We start from the raw sequence: 25,478 nt of genomic DNA, 5'->3' as shown, positions 1-25,478 counted from the left end.
ACGGTAACGGCTATTGTTTCGATAAAAGACTTGAAGTATCGTTGGTTCCACGTGATGTTAGGTCCAAGACAAGTTGTATTTTGTACACCATTTACGCATGTTAAACCGCGATATCCTCGCGAATGTTGCAAAAAATACAATAATTCATCCCAATATTAGCTTCACAGAAAGAAATAAGGTTAAATTGTTGCACCTCGTACAACATCTTCGTTTAATTGAGATAAAACCGCTGTAATTGATGTACGTTATGCAACTTACTCTCATATAAGCTGTTTAAAGACTCGCACACAGGTTTCCTAATTCCCCACTCTCAAATAGGTATGCTTCACTTACCCCAACCAATCTTACATAAAAAAAAGCCTCACAACCCGCAGTTCCTGCGGCTGTGAGACCTTCCCTTCATACGTTTTAAACCTTATAAACATCAATGAACCTTTGAGCGAACCGGGGATCCCATTGGGTCCCCTTTCCTTCAGCGAGAATGGTCAATGCCTTCTCGATCGGCATCCCTTTCCGATAAGGACGATCGGAGGTCATAGCATCGAAGGCATCGGCTACCGCAATGATGCGGCCGAACTCGGGGATATCCAAGCCCTTCAGGCCATCCGGATACCCGCCGCCATCATAGCGCTCATGATGAGAGCGCACGCCTGGAAGCAGAGGCGCCATAGCCTCAGCCGGCTCGATTTGCTTCAAAATCGATTCGCCTAGCACGGGGTGGAGCTTGATGAGCTCGAACTCTTCGTCGGTGAGCCGGCTTTCCTTCAGCAGCACATCGTCGCGCACACCAATTTTGCCGATATCATGCAGCAAGGCAGTCTTGTTCAATAGATCAAGCTCCTGCTCGTTCAAATCTACGGCTCTTCCAATCAACAAAGAATACTTGGCGACACGCGTCGAATGACCTGCTGTATAAGCGTCACGAGCATCGAGTGCAGCAGCTAGTGTGGAATAGTAGCTCTGCAGCAGTTGGTTGTTCATTTTCTCACGCGTTTCAAGACCCTTTACCATGTGGTTGAAACCAGCGATAAGCCGTGAAAATTCATCTGAATATAAATCTGAGGCTCTTACCTGCAGGTCGCCGGATTGAACTTCTTTCATTGCCCTATATAAATCTCCAATTGGCTGCTGGATGTCTCTTGCCAGCATACGCGCTCCTAAGGAGGAAAAACCGACTCCAAGCAGTAGAATGATACCCGCCCATTTCCAATAATCGACCGTCATATCCGAGGACTGCGATATCAAACGAATTTGAGTTGCTAGACTAAACAGAAAGAGCGGCATAGTTCCAATTAGGAAAGCACTTAGCTGAAACTTTCGTTGAATCGAAACGATGACTCGTCCATCCAAGGAAACATCTTCACCATATAGGCGCTGTCCCAATTCCCGAATATGTATGAGTACCGGCCTGATGGCCTGAGCTGTCGTGAAGAACTCAAGTAAAGCATGCATGCTCGCCACTAGGACTGCGCCAATACCGGCAAGTCCAATGTAAAAAACCGGAAGAGATAACCAACCTCGCGCAATCCCGATGCTGGCCATCGTCATAGCAGGGAGCGATAAGCCAAGAAAGTGCGGTCCCATGATCCGCATCACAGAAAGCGCCGGAAATCGGTGCGTTTGCAAATAGGCTTCTCGGATGATTGACAGATCTGGAGTCTCCTGCTCCAGCATCTCGCGAATCGGCTTCATGTGCCTACGAAACACCGTGATTTCAGCAAGTATCATCACGCATAGCGAGGTAATCATAATGAAGAATATGCGAACCATTTCCGTATTCGAAATCGATAGCGTTGTAGATATGATGACTCCACCTACAACAACAACAGCGATCCCAGAGCCGATTATATAATTCAACAATAAATTCCGTAGAAACTTTCTGTATATCTGCACGATGTAGGGTCCTCATTTCATTTAAAGCTATCGATCATTGCACTGAATTCTAGTATTTTTATCATTGTATAGCAATTCAACCATTTGCGCTTTAAATCTAAAACATTTTAAGACAAACTGGATCTCACAAGCTATGTGGTCTCTGAATTACATTGGAGAAAATCCAATAAAATATCAATTCGGGCTTTGGATATCCGACTTTCATTGGAGAAAATCCAATAGAAACTAACATTTTCCATGAATATTAGCATTTTGAGGCAATTCGATTGGAAATAATCCAATGTTAGATGTCATTGTTAGGCCTAACTATGAAAATCAGTGGATAAAATCCAATGGATCAAGCAAACGCGAGGCCTCCAAGCTGTTCTGGAAAGTACAGAATCTCCCTTCGGATGAATAAACACTTCTAGCCGAAGGTTCATCTAACCCTCAGCTTTACCTTTCTTACCATCGTTCCATTACATTCTGGGCATGCCAAACCACCAGTAGCATTCTTTGCTTGCAAGGAGGACACTCCAGGGGATCGCGGTCAATCACTTCTAACATCGTTCACGGTAACTCTTCTTTCTTCGCCTCTCTTTTATCATCTCGAATGTAAACTCCACCTGCTCCGTCTGTCTAGCTTTCATGAAATTCCATACTTCTACGATTTTTGTGCCTCTTTGTTTTACTTCGACTGAATAACCTGAATATACCCAAATATACCCTTAATTAGGAAATTCTTTATTGGGATATGCTTCAACAAATCATACTGAAACCGAAATACCGGAACAACCGCATCCAGTCGATTCCCCGTCTCATGATCCCTAACCAGAAATGCACTTTCGCCCCGTCATAACTCACGGTTCTGTATTCCGCTATGACTGGTCTTGCCAAGTATCATCCTATGTATTTCGCCGCTCCTTTGGCATCTCTCATCTTCTGCTCTGCATTCACGTTCACTTATTCATCTTCCCATCCCTCAGCTCCTCTTACACCGCTTATCCATAGATCAGCAGCTTGCATAATTCCTATACAAAAAAAGTCCTCAGCCTGGAAGCTAAGGACTTGCTCATTGTTCATATACATGATTCATTCATGTTATTCTGATTCTTTATTTAAAATAAGTTCATTATCCTTGCCTAGAAATGCACGTGCAAGATCTGTCACGCTTTTACCCGTTAGCGTCTGTGTAATTTCCGGCACTTGCGCGATCATTTTAGCAATATCGCCTGTAATCCGATTCACGCCTGATGTCGTTCCATCTTGTGAAATCACCGTAATTTTATCTACATTGCTCAGCGGAGCCGCAATTTTCTCAGCCAATTCCGGAAGTATGCGAAGAATCTCCACCGTAACTGCCGCCTGCGTATACTGCTTGTAAGCCTCCGCTTTCTTCTCCAGCGCTTCAGCCTCTGCAAGACCCGCCAGGCGGACGACTTCCGCGTTCGCCTTCCCTTTGGCGAGCTCCGCTTCTGCCGTCGCTTCGCCGCGTTTTCGCGTCGACTCCGCATCCGCCTCAGCTTCGAGAATTTGCCTCTGCTTATTGACCTCGGCGCGCATAATGGCTGCGAGCTTCTCCGCTTCAGCCGGCTTAATGACCGACGCTTCGAGCTCCTTCTCCTTCAGTTCGACTTCAATCTGGCGAACTGTCTTATTCGCCTCCGCTTCCATCTGCCGGATCTTCACCTGTTCCGTCACGAGCGACTGCTGAATCTGCTTCTGCTTCAATTCATAAGCCAAGTCTGCTTCCGCCTGCCGGCTCGTCGTTTCCTGCTTGAACTCCGCTTCCTTCATGCTGAGCTCTTTGCGGTACTGCGCTTCCTTCGCCGAAGCGGCGCTCTCCGCCTCAATCTTTAACTGATGGGCTTCCGCTCGACGAATCGCGGATTCCTTCTCCGTATCTGCCTGACGAATTTGGATATCCCGCTCCACTTCAGCTCTGGCAATACTAGCACTTTTGCGGATACGCTCCACTTCCGGCACGCCCAGGTTCTCAATGTATCCTTGATCATCGGCCACTCGTTTGAGCACAAAGGAGATGAGGCTCAGCCCCATTTTATCCAAATCCTCCGAGCACGTTTCCCTCATCTTGCTGTTCAGCTCATCCGGATTTTTGAGAATAGATTCAACCGGCAGCTGCCCAACCAACCCACGAAGATGCCCTTCTACCGAATGCAAAATCATCATCTCCCGCTCTAGCAGCGTGTGGTCAAGAAACTGCTCGGAGGCTGTGCCTATCGCTACTGGATCACTTTGAATCTTGATTTGAGCCACCGCCTCAATCTTGAGCCGTATGCCCTGTTGAGAAAACATAGGTTGATCCGGCTTCACATCGAAACTCATGAGCATCATGGAGATCGTTTTAAAGCTTTGAAAACCAGGGATGACGAACGTCCCTCCGCCTTGTACGACCCTTTTACCACCTAAACCATACACAATCATCGCTTCATTCGGCGGTACTTTCTTGTACGCTCTCACAATGGAAGCCAGTAAGATAAAAACGACAACAACAATCGCAACAACCGTATACAAAATTCCCAACATAAACGCATAACCTCCCAGTAGTTAATTGCAGCTGCTATTATTGGTTAAACCTCGTTACCGTCGCAATCCCTTTATTCATGTGCAGAACGACGACCTTCGTCCCTTTCGGAATGGATTCCCCATTCTCAGAACGAACACTGATGGAACGCGTAGTGCCATGCATCACAAACATCATTTCGCCCATCCCCTTCCCATTAATCGGCACAGACAGCTTCCCTAACTGACCACTCAGATCAAAATCGCTCTCTTTCATGCTGTGGTCGTGCTTATAAATAACCTTGGCATAGAGAAGGAAGAAGAGCCATCCTACGAAGAGACCGGCACCAATCGCGATAAGCAGAATGAGCAAACTACTTGTAATCCCAACTTTATTCAGCATATACCCCATGCCGCCAAACACCGTCAAACTAGCTAAAATGGAAGATAAGTTAAAAAAAGACGGTCCACCATGGGCATGAGCAGCCCCGTGATCCGCATGAAACTCAAAGAAATCGCCGCCAAAAAACGTAACAAGTACCGTGAGTACAAGGCCTACAAAGAAACATATGGCAAACAACGTCATCATAGACAATTACCTCCTACGAGTTTTGCTTTTAGCAAAATTTTACCTTGTACACATTACGTCTTATAAATATAGACGAATTTGGTAATAAAAGGTTTCGCTCAAAAAAATATACGCCTAACAGCGAATCCTTCGGCTTTATTTCGCGTATAATCATTGGACGTCTTTTACTATTTTTATTAAACCTAAGGAGTAGATTATCACATGTACAAAAAGAAATTGACTTGGTGGATCTCCGCCGCAATGGTTCTATTGATGTTTACTTTATCAGGCTGCCAGGCTGTGCAAGGATTGGACCTTGCTGGGGCTATTCAGAATGACTGGGCCGTGAAGTCCTCAGAATCCAAAGGCACCCTGCAGCTTGAGTTTGTGCCCGGCGACACTTCCAAGCTATCCACTGAGGAGCAGAAGGCGCTAACTGCTCTGCAAAACGTGAAAATCGATCTCACCAATGTGAAAACACAAGATGCACAGCACCTTTCGGCAGATGGTACGATTACATACAGTAAAGGCACAATTCCTTTCAAACTTGCAACTGAGGGCACCAAGTTTATTTTGAGTGTCGAGGGCGCGAAGAAACCGATTGTTTTCGATGTCTTAGGAAGTTCTAATTTATCGTTTACGAAGCTGTTACCCACAGCCGTGCAAGAACAGTTCGGCAACAAAATTGCAGATATTAAATCCGCGATTATTGGACTTATTTTAGCTAATACGCCTAACCCGTCGAACATATCCGTCACACCTGTTACGGACAAAGTGAATGGCGAGTCCCTTTCTCTGCAAAAAGCACATATCGAGCTTAGCGGCACGGAACTGGCTTCCCTACTCAAAAAGCTGCTGAGTAATGTTCTCGCTGATGAAGCTGGATTGAAAGAACTGATCAGCCAACTGTACGATGCCCTCTCACCTATTATTGAGGAGCAAATCAAGGGCGGATCTACCGACTTTTCTCTAAAGATTTTAAGCAATAAACAGTTAGCTGTTGGACTTGTCTATCCACCTGTTCAAGATTTCCTGAAGAAAACGGCTGCGTCCTTGGATAAAATGATTGCCGGAGATGCTTTGGGCGAGCCGGGCATTCTGCCGATTCAGGATTTATTTAACAGCAAATCAGCCCTTCAAGCAGATATTTACACAGACGCTGATAAGCAAGTTCGTAAGCAAAGCCTTGCTTTGAATGTTCCTCTAACGAATACGAGCTCAGGCGTTGCCGCTCTCAAGCTGTCTTATGTAAGTGAGACGTGGAATATCAATAAGCCGGTCACGGCAAATACCATCGACATTTCTGGCGGTGCGCTAAATATAGGTATGGAAGCTTCATCTATCTACAGCTTATTGAATAATCTAGATAAGCAGTCTCTCTTTTACAAGCTTCTCAAGGAAGATTTGAAAGTGACGAAAAAAGAAATCAATCTGAAGCTGAACGAAAGTGCTTCCGGTGCTGAATCCGATACCCCGCAGCCTTTTATTAATTCAGATAACAAAACGATGGTGCCTGTAAGATTTATTTCTGAAAAGCTTGGCGCTGAGGTTGGCTGGAACGGAGATCTTCAGCAAGTAACCATCAAGGATTTGTTAACAGGTGCGACGCTTGTCCTGAAGCTAGACAGTAAGATCGCCAGTGTGAACGGCGCTTCTGTCGAGTTGGAAAGTGCGGCTACACTCCATAACGGATCCACCTTCGTGCCGATTCGATTCATCGCAGAGCAGCTCGGAGGCAAAGTTTCCTTCAATGACAATACACGTGTAGTTACGATTAAACGCGACTAGCCATGAATTAGACGCAAGTGGTCGATAGCACCTTTTCTGGGCGGCTGAATAGTCTAGTAGTGAACCTAGGCACAAAGCCTGCTGCTAAGCGCAGCCGCACGAAAAAGGAGCGATATCATATGTATACGAATCCATCGCATCACCCTAGTCATCCTGTTCATCCTAGTCATCCTGGACATCAAGGGCCTCATGTTCTCTTCCAGGCAGATCCAAATTGGCAGCACATGCTCAGGCAGAAAAGAGATACGATCTTAGGTGCACTCCACCCGTATATCGGTCGCACCATTCGTGTCACAACGTTAGAAGGACATACACATGAAGGTGTATTGGTTAACGTAGATGGACACCATGCTTACCTTCAAGTGAATCCGCATGGGCATCCACATGGTCAGCATAGACCCATCTATACGCCAGCTCAATACAACCAAATCTTGACGCTTGTCCTCTTCGAACTATTGGTTATTGTACTGCTTGCCTAAGACAAAGCTCGTTCTCTTCAGGTCGTTATGGCCTCTAAGAACGAGCTTTTCTATTAGGTGTATGTTAAAACGTTGTAAAATTTTTCTAATAAAAGCGCACCTTTCCCTCTTTTTGCGCGTATAATCTATCACTGCTATTTTTTACTAGCTATTATATCTAAGGAGTAGATTCGTAGATGCAAAGAAAGAGATTTACTTGGTGGATTTCCACTGCATTAGTTATTATGCTTTTGGCGTTAACGGGGTGTCAGGCTGTTCAAGGGCTAGATTTGGGGCAAGCTATTCAAAATAGTGCCTCCATTCAATCCGCCGAATCCAAAGGGTCACTGCAAATGGACATTATCACAGGTAACACTGATGGCTTGTCGGCTGACGAGAAACGGATGATTGACGTCTTGAATCATGTGAAATTAGAGCTGAAGAGCGTTAAAATGCAAGATAAGCAGCACATCTCTGTAGACGGTGCTCTTACTGTTTACAGCAAGGGATCTATCCCCTTCCAGCTGGGCGTAAATGGGACGAAACTCACTATACATATCGAAGGTGCTAAGAAACCGCTTTTCTTTGATCTGATGGCAGCGCAGTCTGGCTTAGCTGGCTCATCTTCTGCAGCGCTATCTTCCGACTTGCAGCAGCAGTTACTCAAGAAAGCAGAAGAATTATGGCCTGCATTGCTCAAATTCTTCTTAACGAATGCTCCAAACCCGGAACATTTCGCCGTATCTTCCGTATCCGAGCCTGTGAATAGTGAAACACTTTCCATGCAAAAGGCCCACATAGAGATTAAAGGTAATGAGCTCGTAGGCCTTCTGAAAGCATTCCTAACGAACATCCTCGCTGATGAAAAGGGAATGAAGGAATTGCTTGGTCAGCTCTATGATGCATTGGTGCCTATTATTAAAGAAGAAATGAAAGCTTCCCCTTCTAAGAGTGGGTTAAGTTCTGAATTGCCAGACCTGATGATGGCTTACCTTGATAACAAGACACTAGCTGTTGAGTTTGTTTACACAACCATTCAGCAATTTCTTAAGAAAGCTCTCGACGAGTGGGATAAGAACATGGAGGACACACTTTCTTCCGTATCCGACTCCCAAGTGAAGGCATTACTGAGTGATAAAACCGTACTTAAGACCGACTTTTTCATCGATACCGATAAACAGATTCGCAAAGTAATTGCAGAGCTTACACTCCCCATCACAGAGGTTAGTGCTGGAGTCAGCGCGCTTAAATTTACTTACACCAGTGAAATATGGAATATCAATAAGCCTGTTACAGCGAGTGTAATTGATACCTCCGGCGGGGTATTTAACCTGAGCGAGATATCAACCAACAACGATTCCTTTCTAAAATACTTCAATAAGGAATCTACGTTCTATTCATTTCTGAGAGATGATTTGAAAATAGCCAAAAAAGACATTCACTTGCTGATGAGTCAGGGAAGCGATGACGACTACGAGTTCGATTCCTCCCATCCTTTTATCAATGAGGATCAAGTGTCTATGGTGCCCGTTCGATTCATTTCGGAGAGGCTTGGCGCGCAAGTGAAGTGGAACGCTGCATCAAAGGAAATCATTGTGAAAGACGAACTTAACGACAAGACGATTATTCTGACCCTTAATAGTAAAACAACAAGTGTTAACGGATCCCCTGTTCAATTGGAGAGCGCTCCGATCATGAAGAATGGCTCCACTTTCGTACCGCTTCGTTTTATCGCCGAGCAGCTTGGCTGTAAGGTTGGTTTCGACAATAAAACAGGTAGTGTAACCATTACAAGAGAATAGCCTGCTCCTAAACCAAAAGCTCGCTCTCATTCGGTCTATATGACCGGTGTGGAGCGAGCTTTTCTTATTGCTGGATGAATCTTTCGTACGAATCCTGACATTCCCTAGCTAATTTCTCCTCATCAGCTCCAACCAGTCTGCCGTTCTCGACAACAACCTTCCCATTCACAATTGTATAATCTACCGGACGCTTGAGTCCTACCGTACCTAGCCACGACTTTGGATCCGTCAGAGTCCCCACAGCATCAATTTGATCTACACGCACCATGAATAAATCTGCTGTCTTACCAATCTCCAGCGACCCGATGTCGCCTCTTCCTAGTATTGCTGCACCGCCGCTGGTTGCTACCTTCAAGAGATCATAGCCAGTCGGAGCCTTACCGCTTGACTGAAGCCTGTGCAAGAGATACGAGACTCGGAGCTCCTCTAGCAGGTTCGAGCCATCATTAGAGGCGCTCCCATCAACGGCTAAGCCTACGGGAATCCCCATCGCAAGCATCTCGGGCACCCTGGCTATGCCGGACGAAAGCTTCATGTTCGATATCGGGCAATGTGCGATTCCTGTCTTGGTATGTGCAAGCAGCTTCATTTCGTCATCGTTAAAATGTATACCATGCGCATACCACACATCGGGACCTAACCAGCCGAGACTTTCCATGTAGGCCAAAGGCCTCATTCCGAAACGTTCGAGCGTGTAGGCTTCCTCGTTCTTCGTCTCAGCTAGATGTGTGTGCAGCCGCACACCCTTGGACCTGGCTAGCTTCGCCGATTCCAGCATGATATCCGCGGATACGCTGAACGGTGAACGGTGAACACGGAGCGAGCACTACCTGCCGCATGGAGCCTACACTGGCATCGTGGTAAAGATCAATTAGCCTTTCACTATCGGCTAGAATCGTATCTATGTCCTGAACAACGCTCATGGGAGGAAGCCCTCCCTGATCCTTGCCAAGCGTCATGGATCCTCTCGAAGCAACGAATCGGATACCAAGTCGCTCCGCTGCTTCGAACTGTTTATCTATAAAATGGGCACTATTTTGCTGCGGAAATACATAATGATGATCGAAAACCGTCGTACAGCCATTCTTCATCAGATCAGCGATCCCTGTAAGCGAGCTATGGTACACGGCGTCCGGTGTAATCCCTTTCCAAATTTCGTAGAGATAACGCAGCCAGTCGAATAGCTCCAGCTTCTGCACCTGCGGCAGATTGCGCGTGAAAGTTTGATACAAATGATGATGCACGTTAATGAGTCCGGGATATACGAACATCTGAGACGCATCAATAACCTGGTCAGCCTCACACAAGTCCTTCCCCATCTTCACGATCCGATTGTCTTCAATCAGGATATTCGCCTGTTCCAGCACACGATCCTCCGCATCCACTGTTACAATTGCTTTGGCATTGCGAATCAACAATGAACCCATTCTTTTCTTCCTCCTCAACGTAAATGAGGAAACCAAAAAAATCCTAACAACAAACACAATATATGAGCATATATTGTGTTCGTAGTTAGGATTTAGGTTCCCAGTAGAGCCCCCGAACCGAATTATCGAGGTTATACGAACTATAAAGTTGTGTCTTGCAGCTTACAATTAGCACCAGTATAGAGCGGAGAATGGCGGTTAGTCAATACTTATTGACCAAACGACTTTATGATAAATTTTTCGATAAATGAATTTTTAGTAAAAATGGAATAAGCTCCCCTATAAATGGATATATTATCAAAGCTGCGTTAACAAGCTATCGGGATCTACGTGATCTTCGGAAACAGGAGCGCAGGCACAAATTATTGTTGGAGGTTTTTGTATACATGGAAACAGGCACGGTTAAATGGTTTAATGCAGAAAAAGGTTTTGGTTTCATTGAAATGGAAGGCGGCAAAGATGTCTTCGTTCACTTCAGCGCTATTACTGGGGAAGGCTTCAAAAGCTTGGATGAAGGCCAAAGCGTACAGTTTGAAGTTGTTCAAGGTAACCGCGGACCGCAAGCTGAAAATGTAGTCAAGCTGTAGTCCTTCACCACATATTGCTTTAACTGCTTGCGAGTCTGAGTCTACTATGACAAGGAGGAGTTCGATTGTACTTTTCAAAGAAATCGTTGGAACCTGTCCCCGAGGAGCAAACTAGCATCTGGACCTGCAGCACAGAACAGTGCTCATGCTGGATGAGAGATAATTTTTCATTCGCTGATAGTCCTGCATGTCCAATTTGCAATTCATCCATGGTCAAGGATTTAAAGATGCTCCCCACCTTATCGAACACAAGCAGCAGGCGATGAATGCAAGAAGGTAGCAATTGATTTCACGAGAACCCTGGCGGCTCCGTATGGAGACGCTTAGGGTTTTTTGTTGTCATCATACTCCAGAATAAGACATAAATCCGCCATCTACCGGAATCGTGATTCCAGTAACAAAGCCTGACATATTTTCATCTGCTAACCAAAGCAAGGTTCCGAGGAGGTCCTCGGATTTGCCGAATCTCCTCATAGGGGTATGAGATAATATCTTTTGTGATCTTTCCGTTAGGGAGCCGTCTTCATTTGTTAACAAACGTCTGTTTTGCTCGGTCAGAAAAAAACCTGGAGCAATCGCATTTACCCGAATACCTGCCTCCGCCATATGCACGGCCAGCCATTGGGTGAAATTTTCAATACCCGCCTTTGCCGAACTGTAAGCGGGAACCTTTGTCATCGGACTTGGCGCACTCATAGAAGACATGTTTATGACAATGGCTCCTTCTTTGCCTAGCATCTTTTTGGTGAACACCTGTGTCGGGATAAGCGTACCCAGGATGTTTAGGTTAAACACATAGTTGAAACCTTCTTCCGTCAAATCAAAAAAGGTTGTTATTTCTTTGTTTGTAAGATCATCCATTTTAAACGTTTCGTTCGTTGTGATTCCTTTCGGATGATTTCCACCCGCACCGTTGATTAGGATATCGCATGTTCCGAACGTTTCGGAGACGATCTTCTCCGCAGCTTTGACATTGTCAGCATGAAGAACATCGCAAGCGATAGCTATTGCTTCACCGCCCATGTTTCTGATCTTGTCAGCGACCGCTTCTCCCTTTTCCGCCGTTCGATTCAGGATGGCTACCTTTACCCCTTGCCTTCCAAGCTCTACAGCCATTGCTCCGCAAAGGACTCCGCCTCCGCCAGTGACAACGGCTACCTTACCTTTTAAGTTCTCATTAATCGTTAACATGCGCTGCCTCCCGTCTAGACCGCTTCAAAGAATCCCAGATTCCCCACAAGTACATGATACCGAGTGCTCTATCGTATAACCCGTAGCCCGGTCTGCATGCTTCGTCGAAAATATGTCTTCCATGATCCGGTCGCGCATACCCCGTAAAGCCAATTTCGTGATAAGCTCTCACAATTTCGCAAATGTCTACGGTCCCGTCCTGCGCTCGGTGGGACGTTTCAATGAAATCTCCATTCTCGTAAACTCTTACGTTCCTTATATGTGCAAAAGGAATGCGGTCTCCGAATTCTCTGACCATCGCAGGTATATTGTTGGCCGGGTTCGCTCCCAAAGAACCGCTGCAAAGCGTAAGCCCGTTATACGGACTATCCACCATTCTAAGCAGCCTTCGAAAATTATTAGCATTCGTCATAATTCTCGGCAATCCAAAAATAGACCACGGCGGATCATCCGGGTGAATGGCCATTTTGATATCATAATCTTCCGCCACTGGAATGATTTGCTCCAAGAAGTACTGGAGATTCTCCCACAACTTCTCCTCATCTATCCCTTTATAGGCTTCAAAAAGCTCTGAAAGATACTGTAATCTCTCCGGTTCCCATCCAGGCATCGTGAAGTTTGGATTTCCCGCAATTTTAGAAACAAGCTCCATAGGGTCCATATCGTCTACTTTGGCCTTTTCAAAGAAAAGAGCTGTTGAACCGTCCTCTAATTCTTTGTACAGATCCGTTCGTACCCAATCGAACACAGGCATGAAATTATAGCAAATCACCTTCACGCCAACTTCAGCTAGATTTCTTATCGTTTGTTTATAATTTTCAATGTAACGGTCTCTCGTAGGGAGCCCTTGCTTAATATCCTCATGAATATTTACACTCTCTACGACCTCAATGTGAAAGCCATACTGGTCGGCCTGCTTCTTCACCTCGCGAATTCTATCTACCGGCCATACTTCTCCCGCCGGGAGATCGTGCAGAGCCCAAACGATGCCTTCAACGCCTGGAATTTGCTTAATGTGCCGCGGGGGAATCGGGTCGTTCCCTTCCCCATACCAACGGAATACCATTCTCACTTCTGCATCCCTCCGACTTCCAGAACTACTTTACGGACCTCTTTTGGACTTGTTTCAATAAGCTTAATCGTTTGATGAATTTCCTCTAGCGCAAAGCGATGAGAAGGCGCATCACTACTAAAAAAATTACATTACAATCGGAAATAATGGCTATATTTCTTAATAAGATCGTTCATACTTCCCTCAAGCAAGAGGATATGTTCGCTCAGCAAACGTTCTGTTAATTCTACGTTGTTCGATATGATCGCATCAAAGATACCCTCATGATCAGCCACGAGTCGTCTCATATGTTTCGTTTCCTGAAGCTCCAAATATCGCATGCGGTTCAAATGGCCCCTCATTTGATTAATTATGGATATCAAAGTGACATTTCCTAAAGTTTCAAGCAAGGTATAGTGAAATTTTTCGTCCAACTGGAAGAAGGTATCGAAATTTTGCTCATCTACCATTTTCTTCTGGTCATTCAATATTCCCCTCACTTGCGTATAAAGTCTTTGAAACCTTGCTTCTTCCGGGTTCCACAGTTTGGCAACTTCCTTGAAAGCGTTAGCCTCTAAACTTATTCTGACAAAGCGGGCCTCATCGATTTTCTTCTTTGACATATAGGCGATTCGGGCACCGCGCTGCGGTTGAACCTCAATTAATTCCTCGGCCATCAACTTTCGGAATGCTTCCCGAATTGGTGTACGGCTCACCCCCAATGTGCTGCCTAATTCAGCTTCATATACCATCTGTCCTGGCTCCAAGCGCAATGAGACAATGGCGTCTCTAATCACTTGATAGGCGTTATCAGATAATGTTTCTCGCTTCGTTATAATGTTTGGCAAATCCAAATTCTCACCTGATTTCTAATGTAAACGCTTTATGAAGATAATACTAGCATACTTGTATACTAGTCAATAAATTTATTTTAACTTGAACGGACTCTCCTATTACAAAGAAAAATGCGGAGCAGATAACAGATAGAAAAGAGACTCCATGAAGGAGTCCCCTTTTCATTCCTTATCGTTCAATGGCCTCTATTAACGTTTTGTCATAAAATAGTACGTTGAAAGTCTTGACCACTATATTCCCTAACCTCGGTTGAAGGGGTAGCCAGAACAAGGATTTTCCCTTTATCCAGCTCGCTTTCCAAACGACTGGCCTCCACTTCAGGCACACCGAGTGCTCTCATTTTCGCCCGCAGCTCATCGCCGCGAGAACGGAACAGATTAGCGATCGACGTCAGCACACCCTCTTCCGCCATGGTGATCTGTTCAGCGCCCGTATAATTAGCAACGTAATCAGTACCCTCAGCACTGTGAGTCAGCACATAAATATGCTCTCGCTCAAAGCCTTCTCTGTACAATTGCTGCACTTTACTTTGTGCCTCTTGAAGATTCGATGTGACACTCACTCTGGTATAAGTATTCATGGTAATCCTCCTCTTTGGCTATTATTTATTGGGTTCGTGCTGTATTAAACTTTTGCTAAAAGCCTTTTCGTCTTCCGAAAATCAAGGATACGACGAACATAATCAGGAATACGAAGAATAAGACTTTGGCAATCCCTACCGCTGCCGAGACAATCCCGAAAAATCCAAAAACACCGGCTACAAGCGCAATGATCAGAAACATAATTGCCCAACCTAACATAGGAAACACCCTCTCTTATCATCGATTATTAGTTGTTCTTGCTATGTTATTTATTAACCACATCGCCTAGTAATGAAACACTTTTCAGCTGAAAAACATGTTTTCAACCATTGTTATCTAATCTTTCAGCTTGCCGTGCTAAGCCTCGCTTTTCAATTCTTTCCAGCCTTTTATCTAGGCGTTCGAGTAATGCCTTTAGCTCCATATTCTCTTGCTCAGCTCGGTAATTAATCGCGAAATCAAGGATCGCCTCCTGCTTATCTCGCGCCGCTTGACGATTCTGACTCATCAGAATAACCGGGGCCTGCAGGGCCGAAACACAAGATAGAATCAAATTAAGCAGGATAAATGGCGGTTTATCAAATGCAAAGCTCATCAGATTAATGACCATCCAAATCCCCAAAAACGTGCAAAACAGCACAATAAATGTCCAGCTGCCGCCAAAAGAGGCAATATGATCAGCAAGGCGATCAGCCCTTGAAGACTTCTTCTCCTGCTGCTCAATCAAATGGGACTTAATATTCCCTTGATATTCGTTCACCATGGCCGTTATGCGATCTAACTGATCGTTGTCCAGCTTGGTACTTGGATCGTTATCCAGTTCCTGAAACAATTTCTCAGGCGTGCATTCGTCTGTGGATTTGTTCTCATTGAATTCATCTTCCATGCGTTTCCCTTCTTTCTGTGTCTAAAGTACATTCCTACTTTGTATTTAAACGTTCCTCGCTGCTGATGAAACAACCTCAAAGTTTCGTACTAACTTGCTGATCTGAGGCTCGCGGGGAACGAGGCGACGCTATTTCGGTTAATATGTCGATATTGGGCTCATAATCGGAACGTATGTACGCTATTTTGGTTTTTTTGCAGTCTTTCACCTCCCGAAGCGTAAAATAGAGGCTCCTCATTCCGCGAAACCAAAAAATAAACGGTTTCGAGCAGAATAAGGTATCTACGTTCTGCAAGCGTTGGGCTAGGCGATTACAAGTACGGGCATTGTATCTTACGCAATTGTTGCCGAACAGAAAGCTGCATAAAACACAGCAAACTAATCTATCTAGTTGTACTCAACGCAGATTCCCCCGATATTAGCTCGCGTAGAGTAGACTCCTCCTCTCCTCCCATTCAAACAAAAAACACTCTCCAACGGAGAGTGTTCAGCAATTTTATCTTTTACGATAAATTCGTTCCTGCGGTACGAAGTCGTCATATTGCACCCCTTCGGGCACGAAAAGGATGGATTCTTTTTTTCCTAAGCCTAGATATCCACCTGGAATTAAACTTCCATGAAATAGGCTGTGCACTTGCTGCTGCAGCTTCGTATCGAAATAGATCATGACATTACGGCACAGGATGACGTGGAATTCATTAAAGGAGCCGTCCGTTACGAGATTGTGCTGAGCAAACATCAGATTTTCTTTCATCAGAGGCTGAAAATAAGCATATTGATGGTCTGTTGTATAGTATTCGGAGAAGGCTTTGGTCCCGCCAGATTCCAAGTAGTTCTTCGTGTAGACTTGCATCTGCTTCAAGGGGAAAGCGCCTTTTTGCGCGCTCTCAATCGCTTTCTCATTCATATCCGTCGCGTAAATCTTCGTCCTCTCAGCCAAGCCTTCTTCCTGCATCAGGATCGCCATCGCGTACACTTCTTCTCCGGTGGCACAACCTGCATGCCAAATCCGAATCTCAGGATACTTCCTAAGCTGGGGAACTACCTGATTACGAAAAGCGCTGAAAAAGCTGGGATCTCTGAACATTTCTGTCACTCGGATCGACATGTCGTTCAGTAATTGTTCCACGAAACCGGGTTTGTGCAGAACTTTTTCTAGCAGCGCTGTAATGGATGGCAATTTCTCTGCTTTCATGCGATTGAGAATTCGCCTGCGTAAGGATGAGCGCACATAATGGCGGAAATCGAACCCATACATTTGATATAAGCCTTCCAAGAGCAGATTAATCTCGATATTTTGCAGCTCATCGTAGGGCAGTTCCTCTAATTCGGAGTAATGATCTAAGGGCTGGCGAATCAATGTTTCTTCACCTGCTTCGTCAACCACACCCGCATAAGCGAGAATAGTTGATCCATATTCAGCGGCTTGGTGATATAGTCGGAAGCGCCGGACTCCAGACATTTCTCTTTCTCACTCTTCATTGCTTTCGCCGTTAACGCAATGATAGGTAAATCGTGCAGCTGCAGCTGACCGCGAATCGCTTTCATCGCATCATAGCCTCCCATGACCGGCATCATAATGTCCATTAACACAAGGTCGTAGTCGGCATCTACGGATAAAAGCTCCAAGGCATGCTTGCCGTGATCAGCAATCTCCACGGTAACTCCTTTTGTCTCAAGCGCCGTGACAAGCGCGAAAACATTGCGCGCATCATCGTCTACGAGAAGCACTCTTTTACCGTGAAACAATTGCGTGTCTGAGCTTACGGGCTCAGCCATTTGCTGCTCCGCAATGAAGGCACTAGATTCCGTCGAAACTGTTACCGTGGTATCTAGTTTCACTTCTTCACTAGCTGCCGCAATTTCCCCCCGCGATTGATCGTTTGCTTGTACCTCAGGCTCCAATTCACGCGCATTAGGTATATAGAGGGTGAACGTGCTGCCCTTATGGAGCTCGCTTTTTACGACAATGGAACCACCAAGCAAACGCGTAAATTCGCGGCATATCGATAGACCCAGTCCTGTTCCGCCGTATTGACGATTCGTTGTACCGTCCACCTGCTGGAAGGCTTCGAAAATAACCTGCTGCTTATCGATCGGGATACCTATTCCGGTATCCGTAATCGAAATAGCCAGTACGGTTTCTTCCGGATCTCTATGAAGGAGCTCTTTGACTCGAGAAGGATCAGCGAGCGCAATTTTCATGATTACAGAGCCTTGCTCGGTAAATTTAAAAGCGTTAGACAACAGATTTTTCACGATTTGCTGCATGCGTTGGCCATCTGTCAAAATCACATTAGGCACATTCGGCTCCAAAATGACCTCGAAATCCAGCCCCTTCTTATCCGCTACGGGATCAAACATCAGCTTCATTAATTGCGGAATTTCGGTCACGTTGACCTCTTCCGTCATAATTTCTATTTTACCCGCTTCTACTTTGGATAAATCAAGAATATCGTCAATTAGTGCAAGCAGATCATTGCCTGCGGCATACACGACACGTGAATAATCCACAACCTCCGACATTTGCATGTCACCGTTATTTTCCGCAAGCATTTGCGACAAAATCATAATGCTATTGAGCGGTGTTCGCAGCTCATGGGACATGTTCGCCAGAAAATCGGATTTGTACCGCGAACTCGTCTGAAGCTTCAGCGAGAACTCTTCCAGCTCATCTTTGGCTTTCTTCAATTCTGATGCTTTCTGCTCCGCGAAATGGTTTTGTTCCTCTAGGAACTCATTCGTCATCCGCAGCTGTTCTTGCTGCATCTGGAGTTCTTCAGACTGTGTCTGCAGCTCTTCCGATTGTGACTGCAGCTCTTCCGTCAACATCTGTGACTCTGAAAGCAGACGCTCTACTTCCATTCGGCTTCGAACACTCGTAATCGCCGTTCCGAATTTCTCTTGCAGCGAATCGACTAGCGTAAGATGCTTCGATTGAAAAGGCAGAAGGGAAGCTAACTCAATAACAGCCTCTGCTTTGCCATTCACCATGATAGGAGCAACAAGTAAGCTTCGTGGTGAGGAGACGCCTAAACCTGACGTTAATTTCACATGATTCTCCGGAAGATTATCCATCAGGAAAATCCGTTTATCTACGGCACATTGCCCGACTAAGCCTTCCCCTAAACGAAAGCTAGCAGATGAGGGATCCACCCCGGATGCCGCATATCCTGCTATTTTCACATACCGAATCTCGCCCCCAACGTTATTACGGAGGTATACAACACCATAGACAGCATCCAGCATAGGAGCTAACTTACTCACAAAGATTTCACTCAATTCCGTGATATCGCTAATCCCCTGATACAAGGTTGAAACTTCGGTTATATTGGTTTGTATCCAGTTTTGCTTGTCTAAGCTTGCCAGCAAATCATTCGTTGCTTCTGCCAGCACTCTTATCTCGTCATTGGTTCTCACTTCAATTCTTGCATCAAGATTTCCTTCAGCAGCTGTAATATCTCGAATTGTCTTAATGACTCGATTAATCGTGCTAGTAATCGAATTGGACAAAAATAAAGCCACCAGAACAGCAAAAATTGATGTAATGCCCAAAACGCTAAAAAGAACAACTCTCAGATTATAGTTGCTTTTTGCTAACTGATCGACTCTTGCAGCCGTTAACTGCTGTTCAACCCTAAGAAAGGAATCAAACTGCGTGCGCAGCTGATCCATCAATTTTCTTCCTGAATTTTGTTTAAAAAAATCATTTATGGCTGCTGTATTGTTTTCTTTTTTCAACTTAACAACGTTATCGCCAGCATTCTTAATCCAGTTCTGAATGGTTGGCTTGATCTGCTCCAAACTTTTCTGCTGTGCAGGATTATCATTTATCAAAAGATGAAGCTTATTATAATTATCGAGCCATGTTCGGCTGCCGACCTCATAGGGATCCAGGTACTGCTCATCCCCTGTAATGACGTAGCCTCGCATCCCCGTTTCCATATCGATCATATTTTTCTGTATAGCATTAAGGAGATCTCGCACTTCAATATCATGCGATGATATGTAATCTACTTCCTTCTGAAGAGAGGTTATTCGATCACTCACAACTAAGAGGGCTGCTCCTAAACATAGAATAATACAGACATATCCTAACGTAATTTTAGCCTTTATGTTGACAGGAATAGTTTTAAACATGTTTGCCTCCTAGTACAGTTCGTAGAGAATGTTATGTTAACATTCTACTATTCTCACTATACCACATTAAGAGAGCTAGAGAGATAGTTTGAGCTTGCCTCTATAATTGATCAAGCAATTGATCGAGCTCTGGATCGGATTCTGGATAGGCTAAATCCATGCTTTCCAACGCTTCTACAGCAATTTGCAGAACGGCCCAATCCCGATACCAGCGATGATTAGCAGGCACGACATACCACGGAGCGGAAGCCGAGCTGCACTGCTTAAACACATCTTCATAAGCCCTCTGGTATTCGTCCCAAGATTCTCGCTCCACGAGATCATTCTTATCGAATTTCCAACGTTTCGTTGGATCCGTTAGCCGATTCCGCAGCTTTGCAAGTTGGAAATCCTTCGAAATATGCAGGAAAATCTTAACGATTTTCACACCGCTGCTCTCCAGCAATTTCTCAAATCGGTTAATGTGTTTGAATCGTTTCTTCGCTTCTGAATCACTAATCGAGTTGTGCACTCGGGTTATCAGCACATCTTCATAATAAGACCGAATGAAGGCTCCGATCATTCCTTTCGCAGGCACAACCTTATGAGCGCGCCACAAGAAATCATGAGCGGCTTCCTCTTCGGTAGGCGTTCTGAAGCTGCTTACTTGAAAGCCCTGTGGATGCAGTCTTCCGAGTGCACGCTTAACCACGCCGTCTTTGCCGCTGCAATCCATGCCCTGAATCACAAAAAGAACAGACTGCTTTTTCTCGGCGTACAGGATATTTTGCAAGGCTTCTAATCGTTCACTCAGACGCTCTATATTCGGCTCGGCCTCTTCCCGATCGTGAAGGGCTCCGGTTTCATTAGGATCAATGCTTTCTAAGCGTACTTTCTTCCCATATTCCAATTGAAAATGGTTGCCCGGCATCGGGTAGCCTCCTTACGTGCTCTGGTTTAAGACAGTCTTCAGCTTATCAATCGCCCGCTTCTGAATCCGGGATACACTCATCTGAGAAATCCCTAATTGGTCAGCAATGTGCCGTTGCGATTGTCCTTCATGATAGATGAGACCAATAACCGTACGTTCTTCTTCTTTCAAACAAGTCATCGCCTCTTCCAGATCCATACGTCTCTCAAGGGTTTGATAGTCATCCGTTGGACCAGCGATCATATCGCCAATCGTCGCACTATCCCCATCACTCGTGAGCGGAGTATCGAGCGAAGTGTAATTATAATAATCGCGGCCTGCCAGAATTTCAATCGTTTCTTCCGGACTGAGCTCTAAATAAGCCGCAATCTCATCGATACTCGGCGAACGTTCCAACTTCATGGTCAGTTCATCCAGGGCACGCTGGACAAGTGAACCTTTCTCCTTAATTCGTCTTGGAACCTGGATGTACCATGACTTGTCACGCAAATAATTTTTCAGATGACCAATTAAGCTTTTCATGGCATAGGCTTCAAACGGAATCTCCATGGTGCTGTCATACTGTACAAAAAGCCGCAGCATCGACATCTGTCCAACTTGAAATAAATCCTCATATAAATCAGGACGGCTCCGCGACATCTTGCCTACTGCCATACGAACAATGGGTTCATAATGCAGCAGCAGCGCCGTAGCCGTCTCTTGACATGCGGTTTCCTTATAGATCTTCATTTTCGAGTACATTTCATATAACGGTTTCGAGGATGATGCATTCGCATTCATACCATTTCCTCTTTTCTATTCAGCTGGCTTGCCAGTTGCTTCGTCAGAATAACCTCGGTTCCTTTACCGCTATGCGTGAGTACTTGTACATCATCCATTAAAGCTTGCATCAGGAACAAACCTAGTCCCCCCACCGTCGCTTCACTGATGGATTTATGGTGCAGCGAGGCTGCGTCGGCATCTGTTTGAACATAATTAAAGCTATTGCCTTCATCCTTCACAGAAATTCTCAAAAAGCCGCTGCTGTGTTCAAATTGAACCTCCACGGTTCCTGACTGGTCATGAGAGTATGCATGAAGGATCGCATTGTTGCAAGCTTCTGCTACAGCAACCTTCATATCTTCAATATCTTCGAAGGAAAAGCCCGCTTTGGTGGCAACGCCATATAAAGTGAGTCGAACAATATCTAGATATTCCGCCTTTGCCGGTATCGTAAGGCCAATGTATGGGCTCATATGATTTCTTCTTTCCTTTCTGTTACACCTTTGTTTTGACTTTGGTCTTCATGACCTACCAAATAGCGGGCTATGCCAGTTAGTTCGAATAGTCGCTGGATTTTGGCAGGGATGTGATGTATACGGAAGGCTGCCTTCATCGCAGCTCTCACTTTAAGCACGGAGACAATCATACCAATTCCGGTACTGTCAATATAACGCAACTCTTTTAAATCCAACGTTAGAATCTCATTTCCTTTATGAACGACCGAGTCAAGCGCGGTGGCTAGCTCCGATGCAGCAGATAAATCAAGTTCCCCACTTAAGTATATGATATTTTCTTTCCCATTCGATTGTTTGTAGACAGTAAATTTACGTATAGCGTTCACAAGATGACCCCTTTCTATTTCGTAACACCGGCTTGCGGTGATTTCTTAGATTTCATTTTTTGCAACAACTCATATGAGATGGCAGCTCCTTGCAAGATCGTCTTCCATTTCGTACTAAGCGGCTGATTGTGTTGGGTTAGATTCGTTTGTTTAACGGCTGAGATTAAACTCGTGGCTGATTGTTTCACCGACGATGTTAACTCGTGAATCACTTGTCCTACATCATTAACCGAGCTGAACAGATGATTAAGCTTGGACAGCTTCACACGCACATCTATGGCCATCTCATTGGTATTGAGAATAACGTCCTGTACTTCCGAACTGATCTGTGTGACTTCATTCTTCATTTGACCCATCGTTAATGTGATCTCATCTAATGAAGTTTTCAGTGATTTCAAAGTTTGAATCAAATAGAAGACAAGGAACACAAACGCAACGGCTGCTATGATCGCACTAATTTGTACTAACATTTCAATCACCCCTATCTGCTTAATTACTTATTGCTTACCCCTGTTCTTGGCATCTGAAACAATGTAGGCAGAAATTTTCGATTTTCTTTCCTTTCTGTTTCAAGCGGAATCTGGCAGGGTACTTATACGTATGCACAACCATACTAATTAAGTGGAGGGATTTCACAATGGTTAAAACTGCAACGAAAGCAAGTCCGATTACAGAGATTCTCGACAAGCAGGTCGCTAACTTTTCGGTTCTTTATATGAAGCTGCATAACTATCATTGGTATGTGAAAGGCGAAAATTTCTTTACCCTACATATCAAATTCGAAGAATTGTATACAGAGGCCGCCTTGCATCTAGACGTTATCGCAGAGAGAATGCTATCACTTCGTACGATTCCGACAGCAACCTTGCAGGAACATTTGGCAATAGCGTCCATTAAGGAAGCTAAAAATGAGGAGACGGCTGAGCAAATGGTGAAGCAGCTGGTAAGTGATTTCACCCGCATCTGCTCGGAGCTGACAGAGGGAATTGAACTTGCTGAAGAGCAAAAGGATCAACCGACAGCTGACCTGCTCATCGGGATTCGCTCATCGCTAGAGAAGCACAGCTGGATGCTGGATGCGTACCTTGGCAAATAGTTTGTAAAAACAAAAAACTAAACGGCTTACGCTGTCCTTGGACGAGCGGGTTATGCCGCCTAAAGGCAGGCTGACGTGTACATGTTGTTCTTTGTACAACAATAAGCAGGCTAACCCGTGTACATGTTGTTCTTCGTACAACATTAAGCGAACTCGTTGCATGTTGTACTTCGTACAACAATAAGCGAGCTAATCCGCGTTTTTCACGCGATTGTTGTAAAACATACAACAATTCCAGCCTAAAGTAGCTCTATAGCCTACAAAAGGGCTAAATTGTTGTATAGCATACAACATCCTTAGCTTTTTAATAAGAAATCAAGGAAATTGTTGTACGTTTTACAACTTGCCTTGCTAATAATCCAATTTCCAAGAACCAGAAAACAAAAATCTAGAAAAACACAGGCTTACCGAAGATGATGTATCCACAATCTCACTTAGCTTAGCAAAATCCCTAACTAACCATCCTTAATAGGAGCAAGCTCTGCTTAACTCTAATCAGCAAAAAACCACGGACTGGCGGTTTCCCCGTCAATCCGTGGTTTTGTTTTGGACATATTTGACGAGCGTGACTTCGGTTCCCCCGTCTGTGTTCACGATAACCTCATCCATCAGCGCTTGCATGAGATAAATGCCAAGGCCTCCAGACTGTAACTCGCTGGGCGATGCCCCGGACAAAGGCACCGTATGCTCGTCGCGTTCTTGATAATTAAAGCCTGTGCCATCATCTTTCACTTTCACTGTCAATCTGTCGTCTCCGGGCTCATAGCTAATTTCGATTTGCCCACTGCCACTCTGCGGTTCCCCGTGAAGTACAGCATTGTTGCAAGCCTCCGACACCGCTACCTTCATGTCCTCGATATCTTCATAAGAGAAACCTAACTTGGTAGCAACCCCATACAGACTGAGTCTTACGATATCCAAGTATTCCGCTGCTGCGGGTATTTGTAAACGAATGACATTCATGCGCTTCCTTCGATCCCTTCGTTCAGGAATCCTGAGATTCCCGTAAGATCAAACAGCCGTTTGATGCCGGCCGGGATATTGCGGACCGTGAACGGAGCTTTCAGCTCATCCCGAATTTTCAAGGCTGAGACCACAATACCGATCCCTGTGCTATCAATATACCGCAACTGCCCCACATCGAGGATTAACGCCTTATCCGCCCGATGTACAACTGCTTCGAGCGCATGCCGAAACGTTAAGGCCGCAGCCAAATCGAGCTCCCCACTGATATGAAGCTGTATAGATTTCTCCAATTCTTCTTGATCAACTTGGAACTTCTCTGCTGACATTAGCCACACTCCCTTGCGTTATTCTTTCTCTAAATAGTAACAAGCCTCTACCTTTTATACAAGCTTTGCCTAAAATAGGAAGATCTCCCGCACATGCCTTCAAGCTGACCATAGAGGCCAGCTGCAGACATTAGGTGCTTGAAAGATGATAATAATCGATGGATATCAATTCTTGTGTTTCCGATTCAATAAAAAGCTTAATTAGTCCTTCCCTCCGCTGAAAGACGATTCCATCTTCCGCCACATAATCGGGTTCTCCTAGCAGCCGCTTCACGTCGGTTATCGTCAACGGAATCCGTTGATCATTGATTTGAACGTGCCCCACCTTGGCTGGAATTTGAACAAATGTCACGATACCATCTTCGAAACCAATATTCATATCTGGGTATTCATACGTAAAGGCTTCTACAAATTGGGGATCCTGGACAAACGTTAGCGGGTTCCCTTTCTTGGCAATGACTGACTCTGTATCATCATTAAGTGAGATTCCCTCTAGGCTATGAAGTGTCGGGACCAATGAGTTAGCATCTGCTGCCTGCAAACTAGCACTACTATCACTACTATTACTGATCGATTCCGCTTGGACAGCGGCAAGAGTAGGCGGCAGAACGGGTAGGAAAGTGTTATCGGATCCTTCCGGATTCAGAGTGATGATCCCCGGTGTAAGGATGATCTCTGGTTCACCGATTTGTTCAGAAGTTGTCCACCTGACGATAATCATCGCTAGCATTACGACTAGAAAGAACATAGCTAGCTTATAGACACGGGTGCGGTAGCCCGTCATGTGTGTTAGCAGCTTCGCACCTTTACCACGTAACATTACGTTCATAACCGATCCTCCTACTCTC

Annotated in this window: 27 protein-coding genes and 1 riboswitch; of the genes, 6 read left to right on the top strand and 21 right to left on the bottom strand. The window is 45.0% G+C overall.

Annotated features, from left to right (window positions below):
* Nucleotides 1–408: 408 nt before the first annotated feature.
* The 3 genes from AC58U0_RS19430 to AC58U0_RS19420 all read right to left on the bottom strand — a co-directional run bounded on the left by AC58U0_RS19430 (nt 409) and on the right by AC58U0_RS19420 (nt 4,984).
* Complete coding sequence (locus AC58U0_RS19430) at nt 409–1,893, bottom strand: HD domain-containing phosphohydrolase (protein ID WP_497380616.1); 1,485 nt, start codon at nt 1,891–1,893, stop codon at nt 409–411.
* Nucleotides 1,894–2,973: 1,080 nt separating this feature from the next.
* Nucleotides 2,974–4,419: a flotillin family protein gene (locus AC58U0_RS19425; protein WP_307435720.1), complete on the bottom strand. Its 1,446-nt coding sequence runs from the start codon at nt 4,417–4,419 to the stop codon at nt 2,974–2,976.
* Between the two features lie 37 nt (nt 4,420–4,456).
* A complete protein-coding gene (locus AC58U0_RS19420; protein WP_497380615.1) occupies nt 4,457–4,984 on the bottom strand; it encodes an NfeD family protein in 528 nt (175 codons plus the stop codon).
* A gap of 201 nt (nt 4,985–5,185) precedes the next feature.
* Here AC58U0_RS19420 and AC58U0_RS19415 point away from each other — a divergent pair, with 201 nt between their 5' ends.
* The 3 genes from AC58U0_RS19415 to AC58U0_RS19405 all read left to right on the top strand — a co-directional run bounded on the left by AC58U0_RS19415 (nt 5,186) and on the right by AC58U0_RS19405 (nt 9,011).
* The gene (locus tag AC58U0_RS19415) at nt 5,186–6,751 is read left to right on the top strand and encodes a copper amine oxidase N-terminal domain-containing protein (protein ID WP_497380614.1); all 1,566 of its coding nucleotides are present in this window, start codon (nt 5,186–5,188) and stop codon (nt 6,749–6,751) included.
* 119 nt (nt 6,752–6,870) lie between these two features.
* Nucleotides 6,871–7,230, top strand: coding sequence for a hypothetical protein (locus AC58U0_RS19410; RefSeq protein ID WP_497380613.1), 360 nt, complete (start codon nt 6,871–6,873; stop codon nt 7,228–7,230).
* Nucleotides 7,231–7,406: 176 nt separating this feature from the next.
* The gene (locus AC58U0_RS19405; protein ID WP_497380611.1) at nt 7,407–9,011 is read left to right on the top strand and encodes a copper amine oxidase N-terminal domain-containing protein; all 1,605 of its coding nucleotides are present in this window, start codon (nt 7,407–7,409) and stop codon (nt 9,009–9,011) included.
* A 64-nt stretch (nt 9,012–9,075) separates the two neighbouring features.
* Here AC58U0_RS19405 and AC58U0_RS19400 read toward each other — a convergent pair whose 3' ends face one another.
* Together AC58U0_RS19400 and AC58U0_RS19395 are read right to left on the bottom strand one after the other, a co-directional pair.
* Nucleotides 9,076–9,789, bottom strand: coding sequence for an amidohydrolase family protein (locus AC58U0_RS19400; protein ID WP_497380610.1), 714 nt, complete (start codon nt 9,787–9,789; stop codon nt 9,076–9,078).
* Entirely contained in the window at nt 9,728–10,438 is a 711-nt protein-coding gene (locus AC58U0_RS19395; RefSeq protein ID WP_497380609.1) for an amidohydrolase family protein, read from the bottom strand. The genes AC58U0_RS19400 and AC58U0_RS19395 overlap by 62 nt, the downstream gene beginning before the upstream one ends.
* Nucleotides 10,439–10,500: 62 nt before the next feature.
* Nucleotides 10,501–10,597, bottom strand: a riboswitch (purine riboswitch).
* A gap of 227 nt (nt 10,598–10,824) precedes the next feature.
* On the opposite strand from AC58U0_RS19395, the gene AC58U0_RS19390 reads away from it, so the two are divergent.
* Entirely contained in the window at nt 10,825–11,025 is a 201-nt protein-coding gene (locus AC58U0_RS19390; RefSeq protein ID WP_029196201.1) for a cold-shock protein, read from the top strand.
* A 65-nt stretch (nt 11,026–11,090) separates the two neighbouring features.
* On the top strand, nt 11,091–11,291 hold the full coding sequence (locus AC58U0_RS19385) for a cold-shock protein (RefSeq protein ID WP_082562262.1): 201 nt from the start codon (nt 11,091–11,093) through the stop codon (nt 11,289–11,291).
* 76 nt (nt 11,292–11,367) lie between these two features.
* Here AC58U0_RS19385 and AC58U0_RS19380 read toward each other — a convergent pair whose 3' ends face one another.
* The 13 genes from AC58U0_RS19380 to AC58U0_RS19320 all read right to left on the bottom strand — a co-directional run bounded on the left by AC58U0_RS19380 (nt 11,368) and on the right by AC58U0_RS19320 (nt 22,712).
* On the bottom strand, nt 11,368–12,216 hold the full coding sequence (locus tag AC58U0_RS19380) for an SDR family oxidoreductase (RefSeq protein ID WP_497380608.1): 849 nt from the start codon (nt 12,214–12,216) through the stop codon (nt 11,368–11,370).
* Complete coding sequence (gene uxuA, locus AC58U0_RS19375) at nt 12,203–13,288, bottom strand: mannonate dehydratase (RefSeq protein WP_497380607.1); 1,086 nt, start codon at nt 13,286–13,288, stop codon at nt 12,203–12,205. The genes AC58U0_RS19380 and uxuA overlap by 14 nt, the downstream gene beginning before the upstream one ends.
* Before the next feature lie 131 nt (nt 13,289–13,419).
* On the bottom strand, nt 13,420–14,115 hold the full coding sequence (locus AC58U0_RS19370; protein ID WP_497380606.1) for a GntR family transcriptional regulator: 696 nt from the start codon (nt 14,113–14,115) through the stop codon (nt 13,420–13,422).
* Between the two features lie 206 nt (nt 14,116–14,321).
* Entirely contained in the window at nt 14,322–14,702 is a 381-nt protein-coding gene (locus AC58U0_RS19365; RefSeq protein WP_497380605.1) for a YflT domain-containing protein, read from the bottom strand.
* 55 nt (nt 14,703–14,757) lie between these two features.
* Entirely contained in the window at nt 14,758–14,922 is a 165-nt protein-coding gene (locus AC58U0_RS19360; protein ID WP_082562263.1) for a DUF1328 domain-containing protein, read from the bottom strand.
* A gap of 103 nt (nt 14,923–15,025) precedes the next feature.
* Complete coding sequence (locus tag AC58U0_RS19355; protein WP_497380604.1) at nt 15,026–15,589, bottom strand: DUF1003 domain-containing protein; 564 nt, start codon at nt 15,587–15,589, stop codon at nt 15,026–15,028.
* A gap of 496 nt (nt 15,590–16,085) precedes the next feature.
* Nucleotides 16,086–17,051: a CheR family methyltransferase gene (locus AC58U0_RS19350; protein ID WP_497380603.1), complete on the bottom strand. Its 966-nt coding sequence runs from the start codon at nt 17,049–17,051 to the stop codon at nt 16,086–16,088.
* On the bottom strand, nt 16,946–19,729 hold the full coding sequence (locus AC58U0_RS19345) for a CHASE3 domain-containing protein (protein WP_497380602.1): 2,784 nt from the start codon (nt 19,727–19,729) through the stop codon (nt 16,946–16,948). The genes AC58U0_RS19350 and AC58U0_RS19345 overlap by 106 nt, the downstream gene beginning before the upstream one ends.
* A gap of 100 nt (nt 19,730–19,829) precedes the next feature.
* Nucleotides 19,830–20,639: a PPK2 family polyphosphate kinase gene (locus tag AC58U0_RS19340; RefSeq protein ID WP_497380601.1), complete on the bottom strand. Its 810-nt coding sequence runs from the start codon at nt 20,637–20,639 to the stop codon at nt 19,830–19,832.
* 12 nt (nt 20,640–20,651) lie between these two features.
* The gene (locus AC58U0_RS19335) at nt 20,652–21,419 is read right to left on the bottom strand and encodes a sigma-70 family RNA polymerase sigma factor (protein WP_497380600.1); all 768 of its coding nucleotides are present in this window, start codon (nt 21,417–21,419) and stop codon (nt 20,652–20,654) included.
* Nucleotides 21,416–21,874, bottom strand: coding sequence for an anti-sigma B factor RsbW (rsbW, locus tag AC58U0_RS19330; RefSeq protein ID WP_057304435.1), 459 nt, complete (start codon nt 21,872–21,874; stop codon nt 21,416–21,418). The genes AC58U0_RS19335 and rsbW (AC58U0_RS19330) overlap by 4 nt, the downstream gene beginning before the upstream one ends.
* Nucleotides 21,871–22,242 (bottom strand): STAS domain-containing protein, encoded by a 372-nt coding sequence (locus AC58U0_RS19325; RefSeq protein WP_497380599.1) that lies wholly within the window; start codon nt 22,240–22,242, stop codon nt 21,871–21,873. Before AC58U0_RS19325 ends, rsbW (AC58U0_RS19330) begins: the two co-directional genes overlap by 4 nt.
* Before the next feature lie 14 nt (nt 22,243–22,256).
* Entirely contained in the window at nt 22,257–22,712 is a 456-nt protein-coding gene (locus tag AC58U0_RS19320; protein ID WP_497380598.1) for a DUF948 domain-containing protein, read from the bottom strand.
* A 167-nt stretch (nt 22,713–22,879) separates the two neighbouring features.
* Between AC58U0_RS19320 and AC58U0_RS19315 the strand changes: the two genes are divergently transcribed.
* Nucleotides 22,880–23,338, top strand: a complete 459-nt coding sequence (locus AC58U0_RS19315; RefSeq protein WP_497380596.1) for a Dps family protein — start codon at nt 22,880–22,882, stop codon at nt 23,336–23,338.
* A 528-nt stretch (nt 23,339–23,866) separates the two neighbouring features.
* Here AC58U0_RS19315 and rsbW (AC58U0_RS19310) read toward each other — a convergent pair.
* From rsbW (AC58U0_RS19310) to AC58U0_RS19300, 3 genes are all read right to left on the bottom strand, one after another.
* A complete protein-coding gene (gene rsbW, locus AC58U0_RS19310; protein WP_497380595.1) occupies nt 23,867–24,301 on the bottom strand; it encodes an anti-sigma B factor RsbW in 435 nt (144 codons plus the stop codon).
* Entirely contained in the window at nt 24,298–24,630 is a 333-nt protein-coding gene (locus AC58U0_RS19305) for an STAS domain-containing protein (protein WP_497380594.1), read from the bottom strand. Before AC58U0_RS19305 ends, rsbW (AC58U0_RS19310) begins: the two co-directional genes overlap by 4 nt.
* Nucleotides 24,631–24,760: 130 nt before the next feature.
* Entirely contained in the window at nt 24,761–25,459 is a 699-nt protein-coding gene (locus AC58U0_RS19300; protein WP_497380593.1) for a hypothetical protein, read from the bottom strand.
* Nucleotides 25,460–25,478: the final 19 nt, after the last annotated feature.

The organism is Paenibacillus sp. J31P190 (genome assembly GCF_059692075.1).
Note: the sequence above shows the minus strand (reverse complement) of the source record. Positions and strands in the feature narration are given on the sequence as shown.

What these genes read in the sequence shown, in the direction of transcription:
- AC58U0_RS19300 (WP_497380593.1), bottom strand. Translation starts at nt 25,459, where the DNA reads ATGAACGTAATGTTACGTGGTAAAGGTGCGAAGCTGCTAACACACATG.
- AC58U0_RS19315 (WP_497380596.1), top strand. Translation starts at nt 22,880, where the DNA reads ATGGTTAAAACTGCAACGAAAGCAAGTCCGATTACAGAGATTCTCGAC.
- AC58U0_RS19320 (WP_497380598.1), bottom strand. Translation starts at nt 22,712, where the DNA reads ATGTTAGTACAAATTAGTGCGATCATAGCAGCCGTTGCGTTTGTGTTC.
- AC58U0_RS19340 (WP_497380601.1), bottom strand. Translation starts at nt 20,639, where the DNA reads ATGCCGGGCAACCATTTTCAATTGGAATATGGGAAGAAAGTACGCTTA.
- AC58U0_RS19335 (WP_497380600.1), bottom strand. Translation starts at nt 21,419, where the DNA reads ATGAATGCGAATGCATCATCCTCGAAACCGTTATATGAAATGTACTCG.
- AC58U0_RS19420 (WP_497380615.1), bottom strand. Translation starts at nt 4,984, where the DNA reads ATGATGACGTTGTTTGCCATATGTTTCTTTGTAGGCCTTGTACTCACG.
- AC58U0_RS19360 (WP_082562263.1), bottom strand. Translation starts at nt 14,922, where the DNA reads ATGTTAGGTTGGGCAATTATGTTTCTGATCATTGCGCTTGTAGCCGGT.
- AC58U0_RS19425 (WP_307435720.1), bottom strand. Translation starts at nt 4,419, where the DNA reads ATGTTGGGAATTTTGTATACGGTTGTTGCGATTGTTGTTGTCGTTTTT.
- AC58U0_RS19405 (WP_497380611.1), top strand. Translation starts at nt 7,407, where the DNA reads ATGCAAAGAAAGAGATTTACTTGGTGGATTTCCACTGCATTAGTTATT.
- AC58U0_RS19365 (WP_497380605.1), bottom strand. Translation starts at nt 14,702, where the DNA reads ATGAATACTTATACCAGAGTGAGTGTCACATCGAATCTTCAAGAGGCA.
- AC58U0_RS19355 (WP_497380604.1), bottom strand. Translation starts at nt 15,589, where the DNA reads ATGGAAGATGAATTCAATGAGAACAAATCCACAGACGAATGCACGCCT.
- AC58U0_RS19410 (WP_497380613.1), top strand. Translation starts at nt 6,871, where the DNA reads ATGTATACGAATCCATCGCATCACCCTAGTCATCCTGTTCATCCTAGT.
- rsbW (WP_057304435.1), bottom strand. Translation starts at nt 21,874, where the DNA reads ATGAGCCCATACATTGGCCTTACGATACCGGCAAAGGCGGAATATCTA.
- rsbW (WP_497380595.1), bottom strand. Translation starts at nt 24,301, where the DNA reads ATGAATGTCATTCGTTTACAAATACCCGCAGCAGCGGAATACTTGGAT.
- AC58U0_RS19350 (WP_497380603.1), bottom strand. Translation starts at nt 17,051, where the DNA reads ATGTCTGGAGTCCGGCGCTTCCGACTATATCACCAAGCCGCTGAATAT.
- AC58U0_RS19380 (WP_497380608.1), bottom strand. Translation starts at nt 12,216, where the DNA reads ATGTTAACGATTAATGAGAACTTAAAAGGTAAGGTAGCCGTTGTCACT.
- AC58U0_RS19415 (WP_497380614.1), top strand. Translation starts at nt 5,186, where the DNA reads ATGTACAAAAAGAAATTGACTTGGTGGATCTCCGCCGCAATGGTTCTA.
- AC58U0_RS19395 (WP_497380609.1), bottom strand. Translation starts at nt 10,438, where the DNA reads ATGGGTTCATTGTTGATTCGCAATGCCAAAGCAATTGTAACAGTGGAT.
- AC58U0_RS19390 (WP_029196201.1), top strand. Translation starts at nt 10,825, where the DNA reads ATGGAAACAGGCACGGTTAAATGGTTTAATGCAGAAAAAGGTTTTGGT.
- AC58U0_RS19345 (WP_497380602.1), bottom strand. Translation starts at nt 19,729, where the DNA reads ATGTTTAAAACTATTCCTGTCAACATAAAGGCTAAAATTACGTTAGGA.
- AC58U0_RS19400 (WP_497380610.1), bottom strand. Translation starts at nt 9,789, where the DNA reads ATGCTGGAATCGGCGAAGCTAGCCAGGTCCAAGGGTGTGCGGCTGCAC.
- AC58U0_RS19305 (WP_497380594.1), bottom strand. Translation starts at nt 24,630, where the DNA reads ATGTCAGCAGAGAAGTTCCAAGTTGATCAAGAAGAATTGGAGAAATCT.